A 24172-nucleotide genomic window follows, 5' to 3' on the forward strand; every position below is an offset into this window, starting at 1 on the left:
CCGGGTGGCGCGACGGGCGAGATCACAGAGCTTGGAGGAAGCGGGCCGCGATGGGGGCCGCCACCTGCGCTCCGGTGCCGCCGCCCTCGACCACGACGGCGAAGGCCAGGTCGCCGTTGTAGCCGATGAACCAGGAGTGTGTGGGAGGGTTCTTGCCGTTCTCGGCCGAGCCGTACTCGGCTGTGCCGGTCTTGCCGGCCGTACCGGCGGGGAAGGAGATGCCGCTCGCGGTGCCCTCGCTGACGACGGCGGGCATGAGATGGCGCAGCGCGGACACCACCGCGGGCTCCAGCGCGCGCGGAGGCGTGCCGCCCTCCGGGACGAGTGTGGCCGGGACCAACCGGGGCTGCCGCCAGGTTCCCGCGGCGATGGCGCCCGCGACGGCGGCCATGTTCAGCGGGCTCGCCAGGACGCGCCCCTGGCCGATGGCAGCGGACGCGAGGTCGGTGTCGTCATGCGGCGCGGGGAAGGCGGCGTCCACGGCGGGCACCCCGATCTTGATGCTGGCGCCGAAACCGAAGTCGGCGGCCACCTTGGACAGGCGGTCGGCGCCGAGGCGTCGCACCGCCATGTCGCCGAACGTCGTGTTGCACGAATGCGCGAAGGCGTCGACGAAGCGCAGCGCGCCGTAGTCGTGGAATTCGGCGTTGTGGAACGGGAAGCCGCCGATCGTCTTCTCGGCCGGGCACTCGACGGTCTGCCCGGGCGTGACGCCACCGGCGACCAGGGCTGAGGCGGTCACGATCTTGAAGGTCGAGCCGGGCGGGTACGTGCCGAGCAGGGCGCGGTTGTAGCCGCCCGGCTTGTTGACCACCGCGAGGACCTCGCCCGTGGACGGGCGCAGCGCGACGAGCGAGGCGGGCTTGTCCACGCCCTCCAGGGCCTGCGCCCCCGCCCGGTGCACCCGCAGGTCGAGGGTGGTCGTCAGCGGCTTGCCGGGCTTCGACCCGCCCTCGGCGAGCGTGACGACCTTTGACCCCGTACGGCTGTCGACCAGGTCGGCCCGTGCGGAGGCGGTGCCGGTCAGGCGGGAGGCGTACTGCTCGCGCAGCCCCTCGACGATCTGCTGCACGGAGCCGGGCGTGTCCGGCGTGTCGATGCGGGTGCCGTCGGCGGCGGTTATCGGGGCGCGCTCGGCAGGCACGGTGGTGAGCTTGGCCCGAACACCGTCGGTCATTCGAGGGTGGACGGCCGACGGGGTCCATGCCACCTTCCAGGCGCGGTCGCGCTCGACGAGGCGAAGCCTCCCGTCGTACGCGATGGGCAGCGGGCCGGTCAGCCGGGCCCGGAACCGCACGGTGTCGTCCTGGACGCTCGTCACCTGGAATCGCTGCCCCGTGAGCTTCAGGTTGTCGTGGAAGCGGCGATATGTGCTTTCGAAGCCGACCGGCGGGTCGGCGGCGAGCGTGCGCATCGCCGCGTAGTCCGAGCGCGACCAGGCCGCGAGGAAGTCCCGCGCGGTCTCCTCGGGCGATCCCTTCGTCCGCAGTGCCCACACCGTGACCCCCGCGGCCACCACCGGCACGAGCACCCCCGCCGTGACGTACGGCCAGCGCCTTCGCTCTCGCATGCGTCCCCCTTCGAGTCGAGTGCACGCCAAGAGCAGCAGACCAGCCGGAAGTATGTCCAATATGGATATCAACGTGCTTCATGTGCGATTCGGATATGCTCCCAGCTCATGGACTTGGTCCGGCATCTCGGCTACTTCCTGGTCGTGACGGAAGAGCTGCATTTCGGGAACGCGGCCGCGCGGCTGGGGATGGCCCAGCCGCCGCTGAGCCAGCGCATCAGGCGTCTGGAGGAGGAGCTGGGCGTGCGCCTGTTCGAGCGGTCGAGCCGCCGGGTGGCGCTGACCGAGGCGGGACGGCTGCTGGTGCCCGAGGCCCGCGAGATCGTCGCCAGGGTCGAGCGGATGCGTGACCTCATGTCCGACCTGGCGCGCGGCGACGCGGCGGTCGTGCGGGCGGGCGTTCCCGCCGACCTCGGCGCGGCCGTGCTCGCCGCGCTCATCGCGGGCTTCCGCGACCGCCGCCCCGACGTACGGCTGTCGCTGACCGAGATGGGCACGGCCGCGCAGGTTGCGGCGTTGCTGGAGGGCAGGCTCGACGTCGGGCTGCTGCGTCATCCGGTTGCGGCGAACGGGCTCGCGTACGGGCCGGTGCTCGTCCGGCATCCGGGCGTCCTGCTGGCCGAGGGCGACGAGCTGACCGAATGGGCGACCGTGCACCTCGGCGACCTGGCCGGGCGAGACCTGGTGCTGTTCCCTCGGGACGCGGAGCCCGGCCTGTACGACGACACGCTGGCCTCGTGCCGCCGCGGGGGATTCGTCCCCGCCGAGATCATCTGCACCGACCGGGTGGAGTTCGCCCTCGGCCTGGTCCTGTCCGGCACGGCCGTCGCGTTCGGCGCCCCCGCGGAGGTGCCGGGGGTGGTGTGGCGGCCCCTCGCGGGCACGCCCCTGGCCTGGCGCTGCTCCCCGGCCTGGCGGACCGAGCCGGGGCCGTACGTGCGAGACTTCACGGCCGTGGCCGTACAGGTGCTGAAAGAGAACGCCGGCATGGTGGACGAAGGCGTGCCGCCCGCGCCGCGCGTGGCGCCGCGCCCCGCGACCGGGTTCCTCGCATGAACCCCGGAATGAACCGCGGAATGAACCACGGCATGAATCCTGTGGAGCGGGTGTTCCGCAGCGCCGGCGTCACCGGGTGGCTGCACGCCGTCGACATCGACGACGGGCGCGAGGTGGGCCTGCGGGCCGACGAGCCGGTGGTGCTCGCGTCGGTCTTCAAGGTGCCCCTGCTGCTGGAACTGCACCGCCAGGCCGAGCGCGGGCTGCTCGACCTCAGCGAACGTGTTCGCGTGCCAGCGGCGGACCGTACGGCTGGGGGCACCGGGCTGGCGGCGATGCTGGACGACGCCACGCTCTCGCTGCGCGACCTGGCGTACCTGATGATGGCGGTGAGCGACAACACCGCGGCCGACGTGCTGCTCTCCCGGGTGGGCCGGGAGGCGGTCAACACGCTGCTCGACGGCCTCGGGCTGACGGCGACGCGGGTGGTGCAGAACTGCCGCGACATGCTCACCAGCCTGTGGGTGGACGCGGGCGTGGCGGACCAGTCGGACGTGACCCAGGCGTGCACCGACCCCGAGGTGGTGGCGCGGCTGCGCGCGCTCGATCCGGCGCTGGGCAACCGGAGCACGCCGCGTGAGATGACCCGGCTGCTGGCCATGATCTGGCGGGACGAGGCGGCGGGGGCGGCCTCCTGCGCGGCGATCCGCCGCCTCATGGCCCTGCAGGTGTGGCCGCACCGGCTGGCCTCGGGGTTCCCGTTCGACGACGTCGCGGTGAGCGGCAAGACGGGCACGCTGCCCACGCTCCGCAATGAGGTCGGGGTGGTCGAGTATCCGGACGGCGGGCGCTACGCCGTGGCCGTGTTCACCCGGTCGCTCAGCACCGCGCAGAACCAGCCGCGGGCCGACGCCGCGATCGGGGCCGCCGCCCGGATGGCGATCGACCAGCTCAGAACCCACATATGACAGACCCTTTCTATGTGGGCGGGGAGGGTGACATGCGGCTCAAGCGTGGCAAAGATGGGGGCATGGTCGAGGAAGGCGCTCTGCTCTGGGAACCCACGCCCGACGTCGTACGTGCGGCCCGGATCACCCGTTACATGGAACGACTGGGCCGTACGGGGGACTACGAGGACGTGTGGAAGTGGTCGGTCGAGTCTCCGGCCGACTTCTGGACATCCATATGGGACTACTTCGGTGTGGTCGGTACGCGTGGCGACGGGCCCGTCATCCAGGGAACGATGCCGGACGCCGAATGGTTCGCGGGATCGGCCCTGAATTACGCCGAGAACGCGCTGCGCGGCCACCCCGGCCGGACGGCGGTGATTTTCCGCAACGAATCGGGCAGCCGCTGGCAGTACTCGCTCGGCGAACTCCGTGAGGAGGTCGCCCGGGTCAGGGCGGGGCTCGTACGGCTGGGCGTCGGGCGTGGTGACCGGGTCGCCGCCTACGTCCCGAACATCCCCGAGGCCCTCATCGCCTTCCTGGCCACCGCCTCGCTGGGGGCGATCTGGTCCTCGTGCTCGCCCGACTTCGGCGCGCCCAGCGTGACCGACCGGTTCGCGCAGATCGAGCCGAAGGTGCTGGTCGCGGTGGACGGCTACCGCTACGGCGGCAAGGCGTATGACCGGTCGGAGGTGGTGCGCGAGATCGCCGGGAAGCTGCCGACGCTGCAGGCCACCGTCTGGATCCCCGCGCTCGGCGCCGACGCGCCCGAAGGCGCCCCTGATGCCACGCTGAGCTGGGACGACCTGCGCGCCGAGTCGGCGCCGCTGGAGTTCGAGCGGGTGCCGTTCGGCCATCCGCTGTGGGTGCTGTACTCGTCGGGCACCACCGGCCTGCCCAAGCCCATCGTCCACGGCCACGGCGGAATCGTGCTGGAGCACCTCAAGTCGCTGTCCTTCCACCAGGACCTCGGCGAGGGCGATGTGTTCTTCTGGTACACCACCACCGGCTGGATGATGTGGAACTACCTCATCGGCGGCTTGCTGGTGGGGTCCACCGTCCTGCTGTACGACGGCAGCGCGGCCCACCCCGACACCGGCGCCCTGTGGCGGCTCGCCGCCGAGGAGGGCGTGACGTACTTCGGCACCGGCGCGCCGTACATCATGGCGTCGATGAAGGCCGGGGTGAAGCCGCAGGGGCTCGACCGGCTGCGCGGGATCGGCTCGACCGGCTCGCCGCTGCCGCCCGAGGGGTTCGCCTGGGTCTATTCGGACGTGAAGCCCGACGTGCAGCTCGGCTCGTTCTCCGGCGGCACCGACGTGTGCACCGGGTTCGTGGGCGCGGTGCCGCTGCTGCCGATCCGGGCCGGCGTCATCCCGTGCCGCTGCCTCGGCGCGTCCGTCGAGTCCTTCGACCCCGCGGGCGCCTCGATGGTGGGCGAGGTGGGAGAGCTCGTCATCACCCGGCCCATGCCGTCCATGCCGGTCATGTTCTGGAACGACCCCTCGGGCGACCGCTACCGGGAGTCGTACTTCGCCGACTATCCGGGGGTCTGGCGGCACGGCGACTGGATCAAGATCCTCCCCGACGGGGGCTGCGTCATCTACGGCCGCTCCGACTCGACCCTGAACCGCGGCGGCGTACGGATGGGCACCAGCGAGTTCTACCGGGTCGTGGAGCGGTTCGAGGAGATCGCCGACAGCCTCGTCATCGACACCGGGCAGCTCGGCCAGGAGGGCAGGCTGCTGCTGTTCGTCACCCTGGCCGACGGCGCGTCCCTGTCCGACGAGCTGACGTCCCGCCTGCGTACGGCCCTGCGCACCGAGCTGTCACCCCGGCACGTGCCCGACGAGATCCACGTGGTCCCCGGCATCCCGAGGACGCTGTCGGGCAAGAAGCTGGAGGTCCCCGTACGGAAGATCCTGCTCGGCACCCCCGTGGAGAAGGCCGCCAACCCCGACGCAATGGCCAACCCCGAGGTCCTCACCCACTTCGCGCCGCAGCGGTAGACGGGGCGGTCAGGGGACGAGGGCGTACGCGCGGACGGGGAAGGTGCCCATGCCGGACACGGCGACGGGCGCCGCGTGGAGCCGGAACCCGGTGTGCGGCAGCCGTTCCAGTCCGCGCATGTGCTCGATGATCGGAATGCCCGCGGTCAGCAGGGCGGTATGGGCCGGGCGGAGCCCGTCCGCCGTGTCGTCGATGTTGACGCTGTCGATGCCGACGACGGCCGGTTGCCGCTCGGCGAGCAGGGCGGCCGCCTCCGCCGTCAGGAAGGGATGCTCCGGGTCGCCGTAGGCCGGGCCGCCCCAGTGCCTGTCCCAGCCCGTGCGCAGCAGGACCGCGCGGCCCCTGACGTCGTGGCCTTCGAACGCGTCGGCGCCGATGCCTCGCCCGGGGGAGCCGGAGACGTCGATCAGCAGGCCGGGGACGTCGACCAGCCGGGACAGGTCGATCTGGGCAAGGTCCTCGCCCTCCGCGAGCCGATGGAACGGCGTGTCGAGGTACGTGCCGGTGTTCGCCACCATCGTGATGCGGCCGATCTGGAACTCGGTGCCCGGAGCGTACCGGCCGCGCGAATCCTCGCGCGTCAGATGATCGGTGATCTCCGGTGCGGGCAGGCCGGGATAGGTCACCATGCCGTGCCGGACCACATGACTGAGCTCGACGACACGGGCGCGCGGGTGCTGCTGATTCTCGAACATCACGTGATCAGGATGACGTAGCCAGGACGCGCTCGTACGCCTCCTGCAGCAGTCGGGAGGCACGCGGGCGGTCGGGGTCTGGGCGGGGGATGCCCAGATGGGTCTCGCGCAGCTCGTCCATCAGATTTTCCCAGAGGGGCGGGCCGCCCTCCTCCAGCAGTCGTGCCCGGATGCTCAGCTCCGGCGTCGTCGGACGGTGCCGCAGGCCCCAGGAGCCGAGCGCGACCATGACCGGAATCGTCTGGATGCCCGCCTCGGTGAGGCTGTAGGTCCCTCGGCGCCCTCGCCCCGCGTCCTCGTGGGTCAGGAGACCTCCGGCGACGAGGGCCTTGAGGCGGCTGCTGAGGATGTTCGACGCGATCCCCTCCTCCGAGTTGGCGAGCAGGTCGCGGAAGTGCCGGCGGCCGCCGAAGATCACGTCGCGCAGGACGATGAGGCTCCACCTGTCTCCGAGCGCCTCCACCGCCGCGTTGATCGCGCACCCCGACCGCGGCTCGTCTCGCATGGCCGACCTCCAACTGATTGCGTTTTGCCACCACCTAGTCTACGCTCATTCCCAGCGGTTGCAATCCGCAATCACTTGCCGGAAACAGGAGATCAGCCATGTCTCGTGTCAGGGTGCACAACTTCTCCGTCTCCCTGGACGGCTTCGCCACGGGCGAGGGTCAGAGTCTCGATGAGCCGTTCGGTCACGCGGGCGGGCGGCTCCACGAATGGTTCTTCGCGACCCAGACCTTCCACGCCATGCAGGGGAAGACCGGCGGGAGCGCCGGGGTCGACGACGCCGTCACCGGTACGTGGGACGCGGGCATCGGCGCGGAGATCATGGGCCGCAACAAGTTCGGCCCTCAGCGTGGCCCCTGGGAGAACCACGACTGGACCGGATGGTGGGGGCCGAACCCGCCGTTCCACACGCCGGTCTTCGTCCTGACCCATCACCCCCGGCCCTCGGTCGAGATGGAGGGGGGCACCACGTTCCACTTCATCGACGCCACCCCCGAGGAGGCGCTGCGTCAGGCGCGCGAGGCCGCGGGCGATCTCGACGTGCGTATCGGCGGCGGGCCGAGCACGGTCCGGCAGTTCCTGGCCGCCGACCTGATCGACCACATGCACGTCGCCGTCGTCCCGATCATCCTGGGCCGCGGCGAACGCCTGTGGGACGGGCTCGAAGGGCTCGAGAAGCGTTTCCGGATCGAGTCGGTGACCACCCCGAGCGGCGTCACCCACATGACCTTCACACGACGCTGACCGCCTGAAAGGCTGACGGACATGACCGAGAAGACCGAGAACATCACGTCCAAGGACGGCACGACCCTCGCCGTCGACACGATCGGCCAGGGTGCGCCGGTGATCCTCGTCGGGGGCGCGTTCAACGACCGCTCGACCGTGGCCGGGCTCGGCGCCGAACTCGCGCCGGCGTTCACCGTCGTGACCTACGACCGGCGTGGCCGGGTGGGCAGCGACGACAAGAGCGACGACTACCGGGTCGCCAACGAGGTCGACGACCTGGCGGCCGTCATCGAGCACGTGGGTGGCCGGGCCTCGGTGTTCGGGCACTCCTCGGGCGCCGTCCTCGTGCTGGAGGGGGCCATGCGCGGGCTGCCGATCGACCGGGTGGCCGTCTACGAGCCGCCGTACTGCGCCGACGAGAACCAGCCGAGGCCGGCGGCCGACATCTACGACCGGCTCAAGGCCCTGGTGGCCGCCGGCGACCGCGACGGCGCGGTGGAGCTGTTCCTCCACGAGGCGGTCGGGGTCCCGACCGAGGCGATCGCCGGGATGAAGGCCGGGCAGGAGTGGGCGTTCCTGGCCGACAAGGCGCCCAGCCTGCCGTACGACGTGCTGGTCAGCGCGCCCTGGCAGGTGATGCCGTTCGACCGGCTCGCCGGGATCGGCGTGCCGGTGCTGGCGGTGTACGGCGACCAGACCGCGCCGAACCTGGCGGAGGGGACGAAGGCCGTCGCGGCGACCGTGCCCGGCGCCGAACTCCTGGTGATGCCGGGAGAGGACCACGCGGTGCTGCAACGGCCTGCGGCGCTGGCGCAGATCCTCACGAAGTTCTTCGGCTGATCCGTATGCCCGCTCCGGACGCCCGGAAATTGTCGGAGCCGGCGGATACCTTCGAGTCGGCATGCGAATCGACGGCGCGACCACTGAACTGGCCGGCACTGAACTGATCGGCACTGGGTTGATCGGCACTGGGCTGATCGGCAGGGAGCATCCTGCCGCGATGTTGCGCGCCGAGATCGAACGGGCGGTCGGCAGCCACGGCGGCCTGACGCTGGTCGCCGGTGAGGCCGGCATCGGCAAGACCACGCTCGTCACCAGCGCGGCCGAGGAGGCCAGGCGTCTGGGCGCGCTGGTCCTCAGCGGATCGTGCTGGGACTCCGACAGCGCCCCGGGCTACTGGCCGTGGGTGCAGATCCTGCGCGGGCTGCGGCGGTGCGCCGCGCCCGGGGAGTGGGCGGCGGCCGAAGAGGCGGCGGGCGCCGAACTGGCCGCGCTGCTCGGCGAGTCGCCGGGCGCCGACGTGGCCGAGGGCTTCCGGCTGTACGACGCGGTGACGAGCGCCCTGGTGGCGGTCTCGCAGAGCCGTCCCCTGGTGGTGGTGCTCGAAGACCTGCACTGGGCGGACGCCGCGTCGCTCAGGCTGCTGGAGTTCGCGGCCCAGCACACCTGGTTCGAACGGGTGCTGATGGTGGGCACCTACCGTGACGTGGAGGTGGAGTCGGCGGACCATCCGCTGCGGCCCCTCGTGCTGCCGCTGGTCGCGCGGGCGACGACGGTCCCCCTGACCGGGCTCGAACGCGAGGAGGTCGGCGCGCTGATGACCCGCGCCGCCGGGCGGAACCCGTCCGCCGACCTCGTCACCGAGGTGCACCGGCGCACCGGCGGCAATCCCTTCTTCGTGGAGCAGACGGCGCGGCTGTGGCGCAGCGGCGGTTCCGTCACCACGATCGCTCCCGGTGTCCGAGACACCCTGCTGCGCCGGCTTTCCCTGCTGCCCGCGCCGGTCGTGGACCTTCTCGTCACCGCCGCGGTGTTCGGGCGTGAGTTCCATCGCCAGGTGCTGGCCGCCGTCGCCGCCGCTCCCGTTCTCCAGGTGGAACGGCTGCTCGACCAGGCGGTGGCCGCCCGGCTCGTGGTAGCACGGGGTGTGGAGGCGCGGGGTGGGGAGGCATTCGCGTTCGCGCACGACCTGGTCCGCCAGACGCTCTACGAGTCTCTCGACGAGAAGGCGGCGTCCCGGCGGCACGCCGCGGTCGTCCAGGCCGTCGACCGGTCGCCCGGCCTCGCCGAGCACGTGCTCCCCGCCGACCTGGCCAGGCACGCCTACCTCGCCGGTGACCACGTCGAGCCGGCTCATGCGGCGGACCGGCTGCTCGCCGCGGCCCGCGGCGCCGCCGCTCGCCTGGCCTTCGAGGAGGCGCTCGGGCACTACCGCAGGGCACTCGAACTGGCCGCCGTCGCCGGAGAGCCGCGCCGGCATGTGCTGATCGCACTCGAACTCGGCCGCGAGTTCTACCACGGGGACGACCGCGACAGCGGCCGGCGTGCGTTCGAGGAGGCGGCCGCCGTCGCGCGGGAGACCGGCGAGTCCGAGCTGGTCGCGCGGGTGGCGCTGTCCGTCTACGCGGTCTGTGGTGGCGACGGCGGCCCGTTGGGCGCCGACCTGCTGCGGGAGGCGCATGGTGAGCTGGTGCGGGGCGGCCGGCCCCGCGATGAGGAGCTCTCCCTCGACCACCTCGCGCGGGAGCTGGCCATCCATGTGGCGCTGCTCGCCCGGCGAGGCGAGGACGACGAGGCGCTGGCCTTCAGCCTGTGGGCCTTCCACGACGCCATCTGGGGCCTGGGCACCGCACCGGAGAGGGTGGCGCTCACCGGAGAGCTGCTGACCCTGGCCCACCGCACGGGCGACGTGGAGATGGAGAGCGTCGCCGCCGCATTGCGCTGGGTGGCACTGCTGGAGCAGGGCGACCCCGCCTATCTCGCCCAGTTCCGTGAGTTCGTCGCGCTCGGCGGCCGCACCGACCTGCCGCGCATCGACATGGCCACGGCCAGCGACCGCAGCATCATCGCCGCGTTCACGGGCGACTTCGGCCAGGCGGAGACCCTGCTCGACGAGCTCGCCGGGTTCGAGCACGGGCACGACCACTTCGCGTACATGCTGGACCACCACCGCTGGGCGGTGCGGATGCTCCAGGGCCGTGACGACGACCTGGACGACATCCACCGTGCGCTGCGCAGGAGCCGGCACCCCTGTCCGGGCCTGCTGGAGGCCATGACCGCGCTGCGGAGAGGGGACGGCGCGACCGCGCTGCGCCACCTGCGCGACACCATGGCCAGAGGCGAGCCGCGGCGCTCGATTCAGCCGCTGTGGCTGCGGTTCCAGGCCATGGTCGCCGCGTGGTCGCGCGACCCGGAGCTGTGCGACAAGGCGAGGGCCGAGCTCGACCCCTACCTCGGCAACTGGGCGGTGTCGATGTACGGCTGGGACATCGGCGGCCCGGTGATCCTCCTGCGTGCTCTCGTCGACGCGGCGCAGGAACGCTGGGACCAGGCGATCGACGGGTTCACCGCCGCCTGGCACTCCGCCGACCTGCTCCTCGCCCGCCCGTGGTCGGTCGAGGCGCGGGCGCATCTCGCGGAAGCGTTGCTGCGGCGGGGACGTCCGGGCGACGCGGATGAGGCCGGGAAGCTGCTTGACGACGTGGAGGGCGAAGCGGACCGGCTCGGCATGGAGCACATCGTGGAGCGCGTCCGCCGGGTGCGTCTCAGGGAGCGCGCGCCCGTGCACGGCCGCTGCGGAGCCGAGTTCCGGCGGGACGGCGCGGTCTGGACCCTGGGATTCGGCGGCCACACCGTTCACCTGCCCGACGCCAAGGGCCTGCGCGACCTTCACTGCCTGCTGAGCCACCCCGGGGCCGACCTGCCCGCCGTACGGCTGCTCGACCCGGAGGGCGGGGAGCTCGTCGTCGCCGCCCGGGGGATGGGCGGCGACGCCGTCCTCGACGAGGAGGCCAAGGCGCGATACCGGCGCCGGCTCGCCCTGCTCGACGAGGAGATCGACCGGGCGGCCGAGCGGGGAGACGACGGCCGGGCGGCGGAGTTCGACAGGGAGCGAGCGGCCCTGCTGGCCGAGCTGCGCTCCGCCTCGGGGCTCGGCGGGCGCGACCGCCGCCTCGGCGACGAGGCGGAGCGCGCCCGCAAGGCGGTCACCGCCCGCATCCGTGACGTGCTGCGCAAGCTCGACCGGCTTCATCCCGCGATGGCCGCCCATCTGCGCGCCGCCGTCTCCACCGGCGCCACCTGCCGCTACCAGCCCGAGCATGAGGTCACCTGGCGCCTGTGACCTATTTACGGTTGTAGAGGCGCATGGTCAGCGCGCCGAAGACCACGATCGACACCGCGCCGCAGACCAGCACCCAGGTGATCTCCCCGGTGTCCGGGCTGCCCGCCATCAGCGAACGCGCCGCGGTGACCAGGTGGGAGATGGGGTTCACGCCGACGAACGCCTGAAGCCAGCCCGGCATGGTCTGCGGGTCCACGTAGACGTTGCTGAGGAAGGTGAGCGGGAACAGCACCAGCATGCTGACGCCCATCACCGACTTCTCGCTGCGCAGCAGCAGCCCGAACATCGTCCAGATCCACGAGAACGCGAACGAGAAGGCCACCAGCAGCGCGATCGCGGTCAGCACGCCGACGACCCCGCCCTGCGGGCGGAAGCCCAGCACCAGGCCGACCACGAGGATGACCGTCGCCGCCATCGTGTAGCGGAACGCGTCGCCGAGCAGGTAGCCGACCATGGTCGACGGCCGCCAGATCGGCAGCGTACGGAAGCGGTCGAAGACGCCCTTCTCGATGTCCTTGTTGACCTCGACCCCGGTGTACATCGTGATCATCACGACGCTCGTCACCATGATGCCCGGCAGCAGGAACTGCAGGTATTCCGTCGGCGAGCCCGCCAGCGCGCCGCCGAACAGGTAGGTGAACATCAACGTCATCATGATCGGGAACGCGGTGACGTCGAAGAGCTGCTCGGGCACATGCTTGATCTTCAGCATCGCCCGCCAGCCGAACGTCAGCGAGGCCGACAGTGCGCTGGGGCGCGGCGGGCGTGTCCCGGGGGCCAGCACCGCGCCCAGCGTGTCGGCCGCGGGGACGAAGGACGTGCCGGTCTCGGTGGTCGTGGCGCTCATGCCGCCGTCTCCTCCATCTTCTTGTCCGTGAGAGCCCTGTCGGTGAGTGCGAGGAAGACTTCGTCGAGGCTGGGCTGGCCGAGGGAGAAGTCGTCCACGACGATCCCGGACGATGCCAGCGCGGCGAGGGCGCGCGAGGCTCGCTCCGCACCTGCGTCCGCGTCCTCTCCGGGGATGCGGGCGGTCAGGGCCACGGGGTCGGCCTCCAGGTGGATCTGGGTCTTCAGCTCCCCGGTCAGCACCCGCTCGGCCTCGGGCCGTTGCGCGGCGTCTCGCAGCCGTACGTGCACCGACCCCGAGCCGACCGACGCCTTGAGCTCGCCCGGCGTGCCTTCGGCGATGACCCTGCCATGGTCGATGACCGCGATGCGCCCGGCCAGCCGGTCGGCTTCGTCCAGATACTGCGTGGTGAGCAGCACGGTCGTGCCGTGGGCGACCACGATCCTGACGATGTCCCAGACCTGGTTGCGGCTGCGTGGGTCGAGGCCGGTCGTGGGCTCGTCCAGGAACAACAGGTCGGGCGTGTTGAGGATGCTGGCCGCGATGTCCAGCCTCCTGCGCATGCCGCCCGAGTAGTTCTTGACCTGCCGACCGGCGGCCTCGGTCAGCCCGAACGCCTCGAGCAGCCGCATGGCCCTGTCCCTGGCGGCGGCCTTCCGGTGGCCCAGCAGCCTGCCGAGCAGGACCAGGTTCTCCATCCCGGTCATCTCCTCGTCCACCGAGGCGTACTGGCCCGTCAGGCTCACCCGGCTGCGTACGGCGTCGGGCTCGCGCAGCACGTCGTGGCCGAACACCCTGGCCTCGCCGCCGTCCGGGCGCAGCAGGGTCGCCAGCATCTTGACCGCGGTGGTCTTCCCCGCCCCGTTGGGGCCGAGCACGCCGTACACCGTGCCCGCGGGCACGGCGAGGTCGAGCCCGTCCACCGCGCGGTTCTCGCCGAATGTCTTGACCAGGCCCGATGTCTCTATCGCCAGCCCTGGTGTCCGGTCCCGCATGATCTGTCGTCTCCGTTCCGTCCAGCGTTTCACCAGAGAGGCGCCAGATCCGGGGCAGGCACCCGCTAGATCCGATCTAGCGGCCGTGACATCTGTCGTGGCGGGGTCGTGACAGACGGCGGAGGTCCGGACCGGGGCGGCGGCGGAGGCTTGCCGTATGAACCTTCATGACGGCGCCCCCGCCCTCTCCGTGACGGGGCTGCGCAAGACGTACGGCGAGACCCGCGCGGTCGACGGGATCGACCTGGTCGTGGGCCGGGGGGAGGTGGTGGCGCTGCTCGGCCCCAACGGCGCGGGCAAGTCCACCACGATCGACATGGTCGTCGGGCTGGCCCGCCCGGACGCCGGGGAGATCGCCGTGTTCGGCGCGTCTCCCCACGAAGCGGTGCGGCGCGGCATGGTGGGCGTGATGCCCCAGGAGGGCGCGTTGCTCGACGACGTGACCGTGGGGGAGACCGTGACGCTGATCGCGTCCCTCCACAGCGCCCCGCTGCCGGTGGAGGAGGCGCTGAGCCGCGCCGGGGTGGCCGATCTCGCCGACCGGCGGGCCGCGCGGCTGTCCGGCGGCCAGCAGCAGCGGGTCCGGTTCGCCATGGCACTGGTGCCCGGCCCGGACCTGCTGGTGCTCGACGAGCCGACGGCGGCCATGGACGTGACGGCCCGGCGGGAGTTCTGGCAGTCGATGCACGCCTTCACCCAGACCGGCCGCACCGTGCTGTTCTCCACGCACTACCTGGAGGAGGCCGAGGCGTACGCGGACCGGGTCGTGCTGATGCACGCGGGCCGCGTCGTGGCCGACGGCCCGGTGTCCGCGGTCATGGCCGAGGTGTCCGGCCGTACGGTGACCGCGACCGTGCCCGGCGCCCGCGCCGAGGACCTGGGCGCACTGCCGGGCGTGGCGGCGGCGCACGTCCGCGACGGCCGGGCCGAACTGCGCTGCACCGACTCCGACCTGGTCGTACGGGAGCTGCTGACGCGCTATCCCGAGGTCCGGGACGTCGAGATCGGCGCGCTGGGCCTGGAGGACGCGTTCCTGCGCCTGACCGGAGTGTCGGAGGCCGTGCGATGACCGGATACCTCACGTTCGAGATCAGGCGGACCCTGCGGGACGCCAAGTTCCTGCTGTTCGCGGTCGCCCTGCCGGTGGGGCTCTACCTGCTGATGGCCGACCGTTTCGCCGACCAGGGGGCTCCCGCGTCGTACGTGATGGGCGGCGTCGCGGCGTTCGGGGCGGTGAAGACCGCGCTCGACGTCGGTGCCCGTACGGCGGTGGAGCGCGCGATCGGCTGGCAACGCCAGTTGCGGCTCACCCCGCTCAGCGGCGGCGGCTATCTGCTGGCCAAGGCGTCGGTGGCGATGGTCGTGGCGCTGCCGCCGGTGGCCGGGGTGTCGCTGGTCGCCGCGCTTGTCAGCGGGGTGCACCTGTCTCCCGGCGGATGGGCGGTGGCCGTGCTCGGCGTGTGGGCGGGCACGGTGCCGTTCGCCCTGCTCGGCCTGCTGATCGGCCAGTTCGCCACCGCCCAGAACCTGCAGGCGTACCAGGGGGCGGTGGTGCTGGTGCTCAGCTTCGTCGGCGGGCTGTTCATCCCGGTGAGCACGTTCCCGCAGGCGCTCGCGACGGTGGCCAAGGTCCTGCCGAGCTACTGGCTCGCGCAGGTCGGGCACGCCGCCGCGCTCGGCGATGGCAGCGACGGTGGCAGCGGGCAGGCCGCGCTGGTCCTGACGCTGTACGCGCTCGTGCTGGGCGCCGCCGTGGCCGTCCGGTATCGCCGCGGCACCGCTCGGGCCTAGGGTGACTGACGTGGGCGAGCAGGGCGTATGGGGACGTTCCGCCTGGCCGGTGTGGAACCCGGCCCGGCCGGCCTCCCGTACGGCTCACATCCGCGGCGTCGTCGTGCTGTCGCTCTTCCTGCTCTGGCCGCTGTGGGAGGTCCTGCGCCCGGACGGAGGCGGACCGGATGCGGCGGTCGGGGCCGTCGTCCCCCTGTACGGCGCGGGCTGGCTCGTCGCCATGACCACCGGGCCCCGCCTGCCGCCCCGGCGGCGGATCCTGCTCGTCGGGATGCTGTTCGCGCTTGCGGTCGTGGCGGCGCTGCTGCGCGACGGCCCGCTCTACCTCGGCCACGCCGGCCTCTTCAGCTTCGCGCTCGCGGCGGCGGCCTGGCTGTTCCCGGCGCTGTGGGCCGTGCTCCTCGGGCTGGCAACCTGGGTGGTTCAGGTGCTCGCCAACTGGTCGGCCCCCGGTCCCGTCCATTGGGGACATGTGGGCGGACTCGTCCCCGGGATCGTGATCCCGGTGGCCGTGACGCTGCTGATCCGGCTCGTCGTCCAGCTCGGCCAGGCCCGCGAGGAGATCGCGGCGCTGGCCGCGGCGGCGGAGCGCGACCGGCTGGCCAGGGACCTCCACGACGTGCTCGGGCACAGCCTGACCACGATCACCGTGAAGACCGGCCTGGCCCGCCGGGTGCTGGAGAGCGGCGGCGACCCGGAACGCGCGCTGGCCGAGTTGCGCGACGTCGAGCGGTTGTCCCGGCAGGCGCACAGCGAGGTGCGCCTGACCGTGTCCGGCCGCCGCCGTCCCTCCCTCGCCGCCGAGCTGGCGGGGGCCCGCGCCGCGCTGCGGGCCGCCGGGATCAACCCGGTCCTCCCGCCGTCCGCGGACCACGTCCCGGCCGAACTGGCCGAGCCCTTCGCGTACGTCCTGAGGGAGGGGGTCACCAACGTGATCCGGCACAGCGGTGCGACGCGGTGCGAGGTGCTGCTCGGAGACGACTGGCTGGAGGTGCGCGACAACGGCACGGGGCAGAAAACAGCGGGGCAGCACGCGGCGAAGCCGGGCAACGGCCTGTCCGGGTTGGCCGAACGGCTGCGAGCCGTCGGCGGGCGGATCGAGGCGGGCCCGCTGCCCGCCGGTGGGTTCCGGCTGCGGGCGAGCCGCGCATGATCAGGGTGCTGCTCGCCGACGACCAGGCGCTCGTACGCGGCGCGCTGGCGGCGATGCTCGCGCTGGAGCCGGACATCGAGGTGGTGGCCCAGGTCGGCTCGGGCGAGGAGGTCGTCGAGGCCGCGCGGCAGACTGTTCCCGACGTGGCGTTGCTGGACGTCCAGATGCCGGGCAGGGACGGCCTGGAGGTCACCGCCGACCTGCGCGCCGCGCTCCCGTCCTGCCGGGTGGTGATCTGTACGACCTTCGGGCGGCCGGGCTACTTCGCCCGTGCCATGGAGAACGGCGCCTCGGGCTTCGTCGTGAAGGACGCGCCGCCCGAGCACCTGGTCGACACGGTGCGCCGGGTCCACGCGGGCCTGCGCGTGGTCGATCCCGCCCTGGCCGCCGAGTCGCTCGCCAGCGGGTCGAGCCCGCTGACCGCGCGGGAGCGCGACGTGCTGCGCGCGGCCCGGCAGGGCGGCACCGTGGCGGAGATAGCGCGGAGCCTGCACCTGTCCGCCGGGACCGTACGCAACCACCTGTCGGCGGCGATCGGCAAGACCGGCGCGAGCACCCGCGCCGAGGCCGCACGGATAGCCGACGAGCACGGCTGGCTCTGAGCCGTCTCCCCGCCTCCAAAGAGGCGCTGCGTGCGCCGAAGGGAGGACGCGGGCCGAGCGGGATCCCTCGCAGCATTGCGGCATGTCACACTCGTCCGCAATCGGGGGCGCCACACTGGTCGTTGGACCGCTGGTATGGCTGGCCGGACTGACCACCCGCCATCTGGCGGTCACGGCAGCGACCTTCACTCCGGCACAGGCCGCCCGACTGGCCGGCGAGGAGTTCGACGGGCCGAAGGAACTCGCCGCGTACGCGCAGCATCCGGACCTGGTCACGGCCGGTTACGCGCTTTTCGCCGCCGGCGCCGTCGTACTGTGCCTCGCTCTCGTCACCCTGGCCCGCGTCGCCGCCGCGCGGTCACCGCGGCTCGCCCTCGCCGGTGGCGCGCTCGTGGTGGTGAGCCTGTTCGCGCGCCTGTACTGGGCCGGTGTCGACCATACGGCCTTCCAACTCGTCGATCGGGTCGGCGTCGACCAGGCGACCAGGATCGTGATGGACATCTACCCGCAGATCTCCTACGGGCCCTGGAGACTTCCCGTGACGGCGGCCTTCGGCTGGTACCTCGGCGTGCCGCTGCTGGGCGCGGCGGCCTTCCGCGCGGGGACGTTCGGGCTCATCCGCCTTGTCCTGTTCCTCGCTTCCGCGACCCTCTGGAGCGGTGTGCTCAAAGCCAGCACGTGGGATGGGGTCGCCTCGTCGGCGCTGCTGTGCCTGGCGCTGGTGCCGCTGGGAGTCGGTCTGCTGCGTGGCCGGACAGCCCCAGCCGTTGCGTTCTAGCGTGGGTCTGTGGACGGCGTGGCGGCACAGATGAGGGTGTGGGAGACGCGGCTGGCGCCATGGACCCTGCCGGTCGTGGCCTGGTGCGCGGCGGCGTTCCCCGCCGTGCTGCCGCAGGCGCAGCCGTACGCCCGACTCGCCGCGATCGCGATCGGGCTGATGGCCGCCGTCGCGGCGTGGAAGGCGTCGACATGGGCCCTGCTCGGGCTGGCGACGGCGGGGGCGTTGTTCATGCCCCCCGCACTGCTGCTGGGCGTGGCGTCGTACCTCGCGGCCACCACGCTCAGACGCCCATCCGTACTGCCGGGCTACGTGGTGGTGGCGAGTGCGGTGGCGGTCGTGCCGCAACCGGGCGAGGACCTGACCTCCGCGCTCGGCGGTGCGCCCTCGCTGGTCTGGCTGCCGCTGGCGGTGGGACTGTGGGCCGACGCCCGCAGGCAGGTGGTGGCCGGGTTACGCGAGCGTGCGCAGCGGCTGGAACGCGAGCAGACGGCCCGCGCGGAGCAGGCACGTGCCCATGAGCGCGCCCGTATCGCCAGGGACATGCACGACATCGTGGCGCACCGGGTCTCGCTGATGGTCCTGCGGGCGGGCGCACTGGAGGTCAACGCCCCCGACGACAAGACAGCCCAGGAAGCCGAACTGATCCGGACGACGGGCAAGGAGGCGCTGGCCCAGCTCAGGACCGCCCTGGGCATCCTCGGCAAGGAGGGCGAAGGCTTCCATCCGCAGCCGACCCTGGCCGACCTCGACTCGCTGCTCGAGCAGTCTCGCTCCGCGGGCGTACCCGTGGAGATGCGGGAGGAGGGCACGACGGGCCCGTTGCCCGTGCTGCCGCAGCACACCGCCTACCTCGTCGTTCGAGAGGCGCTCACCAACATCCACAAGCATGCCGGTCCCACCGCCACCCGCGTGACGCTGCGCCACCTTCCCGCCGCCCTGGAGGTCACCGTCAGGAACGCGCCGCCCGTACGGCCCGTGCCCTCCCTGCCGGGAAGCGGGCTCGGACTCATCGGGCTGAGGGAACGGGTCGAGTTGCTCGGCGGGGAGTTCACCGCGCGGGCGGGCGACGACGGCGGGTTCGTGGTGTGGGCGAGGCTGCCGAAATGATCAGAGTCCTCATCGCGGACGACGAGGCGCTCGTACGGACCGGTCTCCGGATGATCCTGGAGTCCGCCGGTGACATCGCGGTGGTGGCCGAGGCCCAGACCGGCGCGGAGGTGGTCGACGCGGTCGCCCGCCACTGGCCGCAGGTCGTGCTCATGGACGTACGCATGCCTCGCATGGACGGCGTGACCGCGCTCCAGCACATCAACCGGTCGCCGAATCCGCCGAAGGTGGTCATGCTCACCACCTTCGACCGTGAGGAGTACGTCTACGGCGCGCTGCGCGCCGGGGCCGCCGGGTTCCTGCTGAAGGACACCGCGCCCCGAGACCTGATCGCAGCCGTACGCGCGGTGGCCGAGGGCAGCGCCATGCTCTCGCCCACGGTGACCAGACGGGTGCTCGACGCCTTCGCCGGACAGCAGGCGGCCGACGTGCGCGCCGCCCGTGAACGCCTGGCCGTCCTGACGGAACGCGAACGCCAGGTCGTCCGGGCGGTGGCGCGCGGACTGTCCAACGCCGAGATCGCCCGCGAACTCGGCATGACGCAGACCACGGTGAAGACACATGTCAGCCGCTCGCTTTCCAAGCTCGGCCTGACCAACCGGGTTCAGATCGCCCTGCTGGTCCGGGACGCCGGCGAGGCCGGCCGGGCCGGATGAGCGCACGCGCACGGTTGTGCCCGTTACGCCGCGTGCATCCACCCCCATGCCGCCGCTTCGCGGCGGTCCTCCTGGAAGCGTGTGATCGTCATGACGATCGCGATGGCCAGGGCGGCCGTCGCGATCGACAGGACGTTGCCGACGATGTCGAAAACGGCCGCATTCCGAATGGCCGGCATTTCCTCGGCATTCGCGTAGGTCCGCCGCCCCACTGTCGCCAGTAGTCCGGTGACCAACCACGCGAGCCACCAGGCCCAGACCAGGCCGGACCGGCGGGCGGTCGTGAAGTGTGCGGACTCTTCGACAGCGCCGGGCTTGGACGACGTCCAGATATCGTCGACGATTTGTTTTGGAAATACGAAATTGACGATTGGGACGACCCATCCGAAGATCAGCCAAGGCTTGGCGTGCCGGTGCGGCCACGGGCTCAGGATCTCGGCGTTCGCCCGGGCCTGGAACAGCCAGATCAGGAACATGACAGCGGTAGCGGCGAAGGCGACGCTCTCCACCAGGCCGGATATGAGATACCGCACGTCGTTGGCTTGGAGGTCGCGGATAGGGACCGCATCACTGTCGGCCAGAAACCTGTCGATGAGCACGACCCGTTGCACGTCGACGACGGAGGCGATCACGTACACCAGAGAATCGACGGCCAGCATCACGACGGTCGCCGTTCCCAGACGTCGTATCGAACGCAGCGGCGCAGGCGGTGGTGTGGAATACACAAAGGACTCCTCACAATAGGCCGTCAACTGATCGTCCGATACCGGGCGCAAAATCGACCGTTCGCGTTTCTCTCCTGGAATGGTTTCGGAATATCGCCGTAGCCGGACGACGGCGTCCGGCCACGCTGCGGCCGGTGGGCCATGACGCGGCGCCGTGATCGCCGACGCCCCCGGGAAAAAGCGGATGACCGGCACGCGGCTCGAGCGCGAGAATCGCCCCCATGTCTCAGCCGATACTGCGTACCGACCGCATCACGCTTGTTCCGCTGTCCGACGAACACCTGGAGCACGAGGTCGAACTGGACGCCGACCCCGAGGTCATGCGCTATCTCACCGGCCGCGCACGCAGCCGTGAGGAAGTGGAGGTCCTTCATCGCGAGCGGCTCGCCGCCGCGGACCGCGTCGCGGGGCTCGGCTTCTGGGCCGGTTTCGTGGACGGGCGGTTCGTCGGCTGGTGGCTTCTTGAGCCGCCTGCGCGTGCCGACCAGGGCCCGGTCGAAGGGCAGGCCGAACTCGGATACCGGCTCCTGCGGCGCTACTGGCGTCAGGGCTTGGCCAGCGAGGGAGCCCGCGAGCTCCTTCGGCACGGATTCGAAGACCTTCGGCTGACCCGCGTCTTCGCCGAAACCATGGCGGTCAACACCGCCTCCCGCGCCACGATGACGGCGATCGGCATGCGGCACGTCCGTACGTTCCACTTGGACTGGGAAGAACCGCTGCCCGGCAGTGATCTCGGTGAGGTCGAGTACGCGATCACCCGAGAGCAATGGCTCACTTTCTGATTAGGTTGTCGGCATGGAGGTAGAGATCAGCGGCTTACCGGTGCATTTCGCGGAGTACGGCGACGGGATTCCCGTTCTGGCGTTGCACGGGGCGGGGGTGGACCATCGCGAGATGGCCGGCTCCCTGGAGCCGGTCTTCCGCGACCGGCCGGGTTATCGGCGGGTCTATCCGGACTTGCCCGGCATGGGCCGCACTCCGGTGCCGGACTGGTTGCGCGGCTCCGACGACGTCCTCGATCTCTTACTCGGCCTGATCGACGCGGTCGTCGGCGACGCGGAGTTCGCGATCGTCGGCCAGTCGTTCGGCGCGTACCTGGCCAGGGGCATCGTGGACCGGCGTCCGGCTCAGGTCGCGGGGCTGGCGCTGATGTGCCCCCTGGGCGAGGAGTCGCGTGACGTGCCCGCACACGCGGTGCTGCACGCCTCGGTCGACGTGGCCGACGTGCTGAGCCCGGCCGAGCAGACCCAGTTCCGGGACTACTTCGTGGTGCAGACGCCTGCCACTCTCGAACGGTTCCGGGAGTACGTCGCCCCGGCCATCCCCCTCGTCGACCAGGACGGTCTGGGGCGGGTGTTCGAACAGTGGCGGCTGAGCCACGCTTCCGCGGACGGGTCTCCGTACACGGGCCCGACTTTGATCCTCGCCGGGCGCCAGGACGCCACGGTGGGGTACGCCGGTGCGTGGGATCTGGTGGAGCGGTATCCGCATGCCACGTACGCCGTCCTGGACCGGGCCGGTCACGCGCTGCCGCACGAGCAGACCGGGCTGCTCACCGCGTTCGTCGCCGAATGGCTCGACCGTGTGAACGAGCGCCTCGCCGGGTGAGCCACGCTCACGGATTCGGCGGGTAAGGGTCGCTGCGCAGCCTGCTGTACATCCAGCCGTCGCGCCACTGACCGCGGAGGAACTCCACCGCGCGTAAGACGCCCTCCAGTTTGAAGCCGGCCTTCTCCAGCGACTTCTGTTCCGCGGTGTTCTCCGGATGGGTGAACGCCTGGATGCGCTCGACCGGGGTGTGGGTGAACAGGTAGTCGCACAGCATCGCCTGAGCGCGCCAGCCGATGCCACGGCCACGCCAGTCCGGCAGCAGGGCGATCCCTATCTCCCAGTATCGGGAGACGCCGAACCCTCGGGCCGACCAGCTCACCAGGCCCGCGGCCGTGCCGTCGGCCTCGACGATGAGCCTGCTGTCGTCTTCGCCCAGGTATCCGTCCTTGGCGAAGCGACGTGCCGGTGCCTGGGCGTCGCGAAACCCCGCCCAGTCCAGGCCGATCAACCCCGGCTCCGTGGCGAAACGCCGGAACATGCCGAGATCGTCTTCTGTCACCGGCCGCAGCCGTACCTCAATCGCGCTCACCGTGCCGCCTCCCGTCGATGTTCTTCGACACTAGCGCTGAGATCATCAGCCGCTGACGGCGCGAAGGGCGCCGGGGTGGCGGCCGGTGAGGCGGTCGAGCCTGGCGGCGGTGGCGTCGTCCGCGGGGAGATAGGCGATCAGGAGTTGGTTGTCGTCGTCGGCCAGGCCGAGGGTTTCATAGGCCAGCCGTAGTTCGCCCGCCTCCGGATGCGTGAGCCGTTCGAGGCCGGTGCGCCTGGGCGGGCCCGGCGAAGTTTTCAACCGGTCGGTGAAGGGGGTGCCGACGGCGAGGGTCAGTTCGTCGACCAGGTGCTCGACGTGCGGGTCCTCGCGGGAAACGCCCAGTTTCAGCCCGGCGAGCCGCTGGTCGGCGACTCGGTCCCACTCGGGATATGCGGCTCTGGCCCGGGGATCGGCGAAGACGTACCGCACCAGGTTGGGCGGCCGGCGGTCCAGCAACCCGATCGGGCCGGTGAGCCGCTCGTAGCCGTTCGTGTACGCGAGCACGTCACCGAGCCGGTTGACCACCAATGCCGGGGCGGGTTCGAGCCGGTCGAGCAGTGCCCGGACGGTGGGCCGGACCGACTGCGCGGGCGGCCCCTGGCACGGGCCGACAAGCCGGCCGGCGCCATCGGCCGCCTTGAAGTGGTGGAGCAGATGGAGGCGCTCGTCGGCGGACAGGCGCAACGCGTCGGCGAGGGCGGCGAGCACCGGCACAGAGGGATGACGATCGCGCCCCTGCTCGAGCCGGGTGAGGTATTCGACGCTGATCCCGGCGAGCGTGGCCAGTTCGGAACGGCGCAGGCCGGGGGTGCGGCGCCGGCCGCCGCCGGGCAGCCCGACCTCGGTGGGGGTGACGGCCTCGCGGCGGGCCCGCAGGAACTCGCCCAGGGTGTTGTCGCTCACGATTCGCAGGCTACCGAGTGGCCTCGTTTCCGATCGTGGCCCTGCGGGGGCCAGTCTCGGCCCGGCCTCCCTCCGGCGGTCCCTGTCGCCGGATTCTTTGTTTCCACAGTCGTAAGGAGCGTTGAAATGGATCTGGGACTCAGGGGCCGTACGGTCATCGTGACGGGAGCCTCCGGCGGCATCGGCCGCGAGATCGCCCGCGGGTTCGCCGCCGAAGGGGCCGACGTGGTGCTCACCTACCACCACTCCCAGGCGGGTGCGGAGCGGCTTGCCAAGGAGATCGACGGACGCTCGCTGGTCGCGCCGTACGAACTGGACGACGACGAATCGGCCCGCGGCCTGGTCGAGACCGTGCTCGCATGGTCCGGCCGGATCGACGTGCTGGTCAACAACGCCGTGCACTGGGGCGCCACCGAGCCGGAGGCGGACCTTCCCTTCGAGGCCGTGCCCGACGAGAGGTGGCAGAAGATGATCCGGGCGAACGTCGAGGGCGCGCTGCGGCTCAGCCGGGCGGTCGTCCCGTCCATGCGGGAACGCGGATGGGGCCGGATGGTGCACATCTCGTCAAGCATCGCGGTCGACGGCATGCCGGGTGGGGAGTACTACGGGGCGGCCAAGGCGGCACTGCACGGTTTCAGTAGGTCCGCCGCGTTCGGGCTGGGGAAGGATGGCGACATCCTGTCCAACGTCGTGATGCCCGGGTTCACCAGGACCGAGACCAACGTCGCGATGGTCGAGCAGGCAGGCGATCACTACAGCGCCCGGGCTCCGATCGGCCGCCTGCTCGACGCCGCCGAGGTCGCGGGCGCCGTCGTCTACCTGGGCTCGGCCGCCAACACCGGCATCACCGGACAGGCCATCAAAGTGACCGGCGGCGCCTGACCGGTTCAGGTGGCGG

General features: G+C 71.6%; 24 protein-coding genes. 16 read left to right on the forward strand and 8 right to left on the reverse strand.

The features are described 5' to 3' along the window. Positions 1 to 22: 22 nt before the first annotated feature. The gene (locus Msi02_RS11225) at positions 23 to 1570 is read right to left on the reverse strand and encodes a penicillin-binding transpeptidase domain-containing protein (RefSeq protein WP_204048286.1); all 1548 of its coding nucleotides are present in this window, start codon (positions 1568 to 1570) and stop codon (positions 23 to 25) included. Positions 1571 to 1678: 108 nt separating this feature from the next. Between Msi02_RS11225 and Msi02_RS11230 the strand changes: the two genes are divergently transcribed. From Msi02_RS11230 to Msi02_RS11240, 3 genes are all read left to right on the forward strand, one after another. Beyond that, entirely contained in the window at positions 1679 to 2626 is a 948-nt protein-coding gene (locus Msi02_RS11230) for a LysR family transcriptional regulator (RefSeq protein ID WP_204048287.1), read from the forward strand. A 32-nt stretch (positions 2627 to 2658) separates the two neighbouring features. Then, positions 2659 to 3534: a serine hydrolase gene (locus tag Msi02_RS11235; RefSeq protein ID WP_204048288.1), complete on the forward strand. Its 876-nt coding sequence runs from the start codon at positions 2659 to 2661 to the stop codon at positions 3532 to 3534. Positions 3535 to 3596: 62 nt separating this feature from the next. After that, positions 3597 to 5522 carry an acetoacetate--CoA ligase gene (locus tag Msi02_RS11240; RefSeq protein ID WP_204048289.1) on the forward strand — a complete coding sequence of 642 codons (1926 nt, stop codon included), beginning with the start codon at positions 3597 to 3599 and terminating at the stop codon, positions 5520 to 5522. Positions 5523 to 5531: 9 nt separating this feature from the next. Here the strand turns inward: Msi02_RS11240 and Msi02_RS11245 are convergent, their stop codons facing one another. Together Msi02_RS11245 and Msi02_RS11250 are read right to left on the reverse strand one after the other, a co-directional pair. Beyond that, positions 5532 to 6218: a cyclase family protein gene (locus Msi02_RS11245; RefSeq protein ID WP_204048402.1), complete on the reverse strand. Its 687-nt coding sequence runs from the start codon at positions 6216 to 6218 to the stop codon at positions 5532 to 5534. A 7-nt stretch (positions 6219 to 6225) separates the two neighbouring features. Continuing rightward, entirely contained in the window at positions 6226 to 6723 is a 498-nt protein-coding gene (locus tag Msi02_RS11250) for a winged helix-turn-helix transcriptional regulator (protein ID WP_204048290.1), read from the reverse strand. A gap of 98 nt (positions 6724 to 6821) precedes the next feature. On the opposite strand from Msi02_RS11250, the gene Msi02_RS11255 reads away from it, so the two are divergent. The 3 genes from Msi02_RS11255 to Msi02_RS11265 all read left to right on the forward strand — a co-directional run bounded on the left by Msi02_RS11255 (position 6822) and on the right by Msi02_RS11265 (position 11571). Then, positions 6822 to 7466 (forward strand): dihydrofolate reductase family protein, encoded by a 645-nt coding sequence (locus Msi02_RS11255; RefSeq protein ID WP_204048291.1) that lies wholly within the window; start codon positions 6822 to 6824, stop codon positions 7464 to 7466. Between the two features lie 21 nt (positions 7467 to 7487). Continuing rightward, the gene (locus Msi02_RS11260; protein ID WP_204048292.1) at positions 7488 to 8288 is read left to right on the forward strand and encodes an alpha/beta fold hydrolase; all 801 of its coding nucleotides are present in this window, start codon (positions 7488 to 7490) and stop codon (positions 8286 to 8288) included. A gap of 61 nt (positions 8289 to 8349) precedes the next feature. Continuing rightward, positions 8350 to 11571 carry an ATP-binding protein gene (locus Msi02_RS11265; RefSeq protein ID WP_204048293.1) on the forward strand — a complete coding sequence of 1074 codons (3222 nt, stop codon included), beginning with the start codon at positions 8350 to 8352 and terminating at the stop codon, positions 11569 to 11571. 1 nt (position 11572) lies between these two features. On the opposite strand, the gene Msi02_RS11270 is transcribed toward Msi02_RS11265, so the two are convergent. Further along, the gene (locus tag Msi02_RS11270) at positions 11573 to 12418 is read right to left on the reverse strand and encodes an ABC transporter permease (RefSeq protein ID WP_204048294.1); all 846 of its coding nucleotides are present in this window, start codon (positions 12416 to 12418) and stop codon (positions 11573 to 11575) included. Then, a complete protein-coding gene (locus Msi02_RS11275; protein ID WP_204048295.1) occupies positions 12415 to 13413 on the reverse strand; it encodes an ATP-binding cassette domain-containing protein in 999 nt (332 codons plus the stop codon). Before Msi02_RS11275 ends, Msi02_RS11270 begins: the two co-directional genes overlap by 4 nt. Before the next feature lie 157 nt (positions 13414 to 13570). On the opposite strand from Msi02_RS11275, the gene Msi02_RS11280 reads away from it, so the two are divergent. From Msi02_RS11280 to Msi02_RS11310, 7 genes are all read left to right on the forward strand, one after another. Continuing rightward, positions 13571 to 14482: an ABC transporter ATP-binding protein gene (locus Msi02_RS11280; RefSeq protein ID WP_204048296.1), complete on the forward strand. Its 912-nt coding sequence runs from the start codon at positions 13571 to 13573 to the stop codon at positions 14480 to 14482. Then, positions 14479 to 15204, forward strand: coding sequence for an ABC transporter permease (locus Msi02_RS11285; RefSeq protein WP_204048297.1), 726 nt, complete (start codon positions 14479 to 14481; stop codon positions 15202 to 15204). The genes Msi02_RS11280 and Msi02_RS11285 overlap by 4 nt, the downstream gene beginning before the upstream one ends. A gap of 10 nt (positions 15205 to 15214) precedes the next feature. Continuing rightward, entirely contained in the window at positions 15215 to 16357 is a 1143-nt protein-coding gene (locus Msi02_RS11290) for a sensor histidine kinase (RefSeq protein WP_204048298.1), read from the forward strand. Further along, positions 16354 to 16959, forward strand: coding sequence for a response regulator transcription factor (locus tag Msi02_RS11295; protein ID WP_204048299.1), 606 nt, complete (start codon positions 16354 to 16356; stop codon positions 16957 to 16959). Before Msi02_RS11290 ends, Msi02_RS11295 begins: the two co-directional genes overlap by 4 nt. Before the next feature lie 82 nt (positions 16960 to 17041). Then, entirely contained in the window at positions 17042 to 17737 is a 696-nt protein-coding gene (locus Msi02_RS11300) for a hypothetical protein (protein WP_204048300.1), read from the forward strand. Positions 17738 to 17746: 9 nt separating this feature from the next. After that, a complete protein-coding gene (locus Msi02_RS11305; protein WP_239108303.1) occupies positions 17747 to 18847 on the forward strand; it encodes a sensor histidine kinase in 1101 nt (366 codons plus the stop codon). Continuing rightward, on the forward strand, positions 18844 to 19503 hold the full coding sequence (locus Msi02_RS11310; RefSeq protein WP_204048301.1) for a response regulator: 660 nt from the start codon (positions 18844 to 18846) through the stop codon (positions 19501 to 19503). The genes Msi02_RS11305 and Msi02_RS11310 overlap by 4 nt, the downstream gene beginning before the upstream one ends. Before the next feature lie 23 nt (positions 19504 to 19526). Here the strand turns inward: Msi02_RS11310 and Msi02_RS11315 are convergent, their stop codons facing one another. Continuing rightward, a complete protein-coding gene (locus Msi02_RS11315) occupies positions 19527 to 20423 on the reverse strand; it encodes a DUF4328 domain-containing protein (protein ID WP_204048302.1) in 897 nt (298 codons plus the stop codon). Positions 20424 to 20449: 26 nt separating this feature from the next. On the opposite strand from Msi02_RS11315, the gene Msi02_RS11320 reads away from it, so the two are divergent. Continuing rightward, complete coding sequence (locus Msi02_RS11320) at positions 20450 to 21010, forward strand: GNAT family N-acetyltransferase (protein WP_204048303.1); 561 nt, start codon at positions 20450 to 20452, stop codon at positions 21008 to 21010. 13 nt (positions 21011 to 21023) lie between these two features. Next, the gene (locus Msi02_RS11325) at positions 21024 to 21836 is read left to right on the forward strand and encodes an alpha/beta fold hydrolase (RefSeq protein ID WP_239108304.1); all 813 of its coding nucleotides are present in this window, start codon (positions 21024 to 21026) and stop codon (positions 21834 to 21836) included. A 7-nt stretch (positions 21837 to 21843) separates the two neighbouring features. Here the strand turns inward: Msi02_RS11325 and Msi02_RS11330 are convergent, their stop codons facing one another. Together Msi02_RS11330 and Msi02_RS11335 are read right to left on the reverse strand one after the other, a co-directional pair. Next, positions 21844 to 22368: a GNAT family N-acetyltransferase gene (locus Msi02_RS11330; protein ID WP_079315597.1), complete on the reverse strand. Its 525-nt coding sequence runs from the start codon at positions 22366 to 22368 to the stop codon at positions 21844 to 21846. A gap of 45 nt (positions 22369 to 22413) precedes the next feature. After that, the gene (locus Msi02_RS11335) at positions 22414 to 23274 is read right to left on the reverse strand and encodes a helix-turn-helix domain-containing protein (protein ID WP_204048304.1); all 861 of its coding nucleotides are present in this window, start codon (positions 23272 to 23274) and stop codon (positions 22414 to 22416) included. Positions 23275 to 23400: 126 nt separating this feature from the next. Here Msi02_RS11335 and Msi02_RS11340 point away from each other — a divergent pair, with 126 nt between their 5' ends. Beyond that, positions 23401 to 24156 carry an SDR family NAD(P)-dependent oxidoreductase gene (locus Msi02_RS11340; protein WP_204048305.1) on the forward strand — a complete coding sequence of 252 codons (756 nt, stop codon included), beginning with the start codon at positions 23401 to 23403 and terminating at the stop codon, positions 24154 to 24156. Positions 24157 to 24172: the final 16 nt, after the last annotated feature.

It is taken from the genome of Microbispora siamensis (assembly GCF_016863095.1).
In the GTDB taxonomy this organism is placed as follows: Bacteria; Actinomycetota; Actinomycetes; order Streptosporangiales; family Streptosporangiaceae; genus Microbispora; species Microbispora siamensis.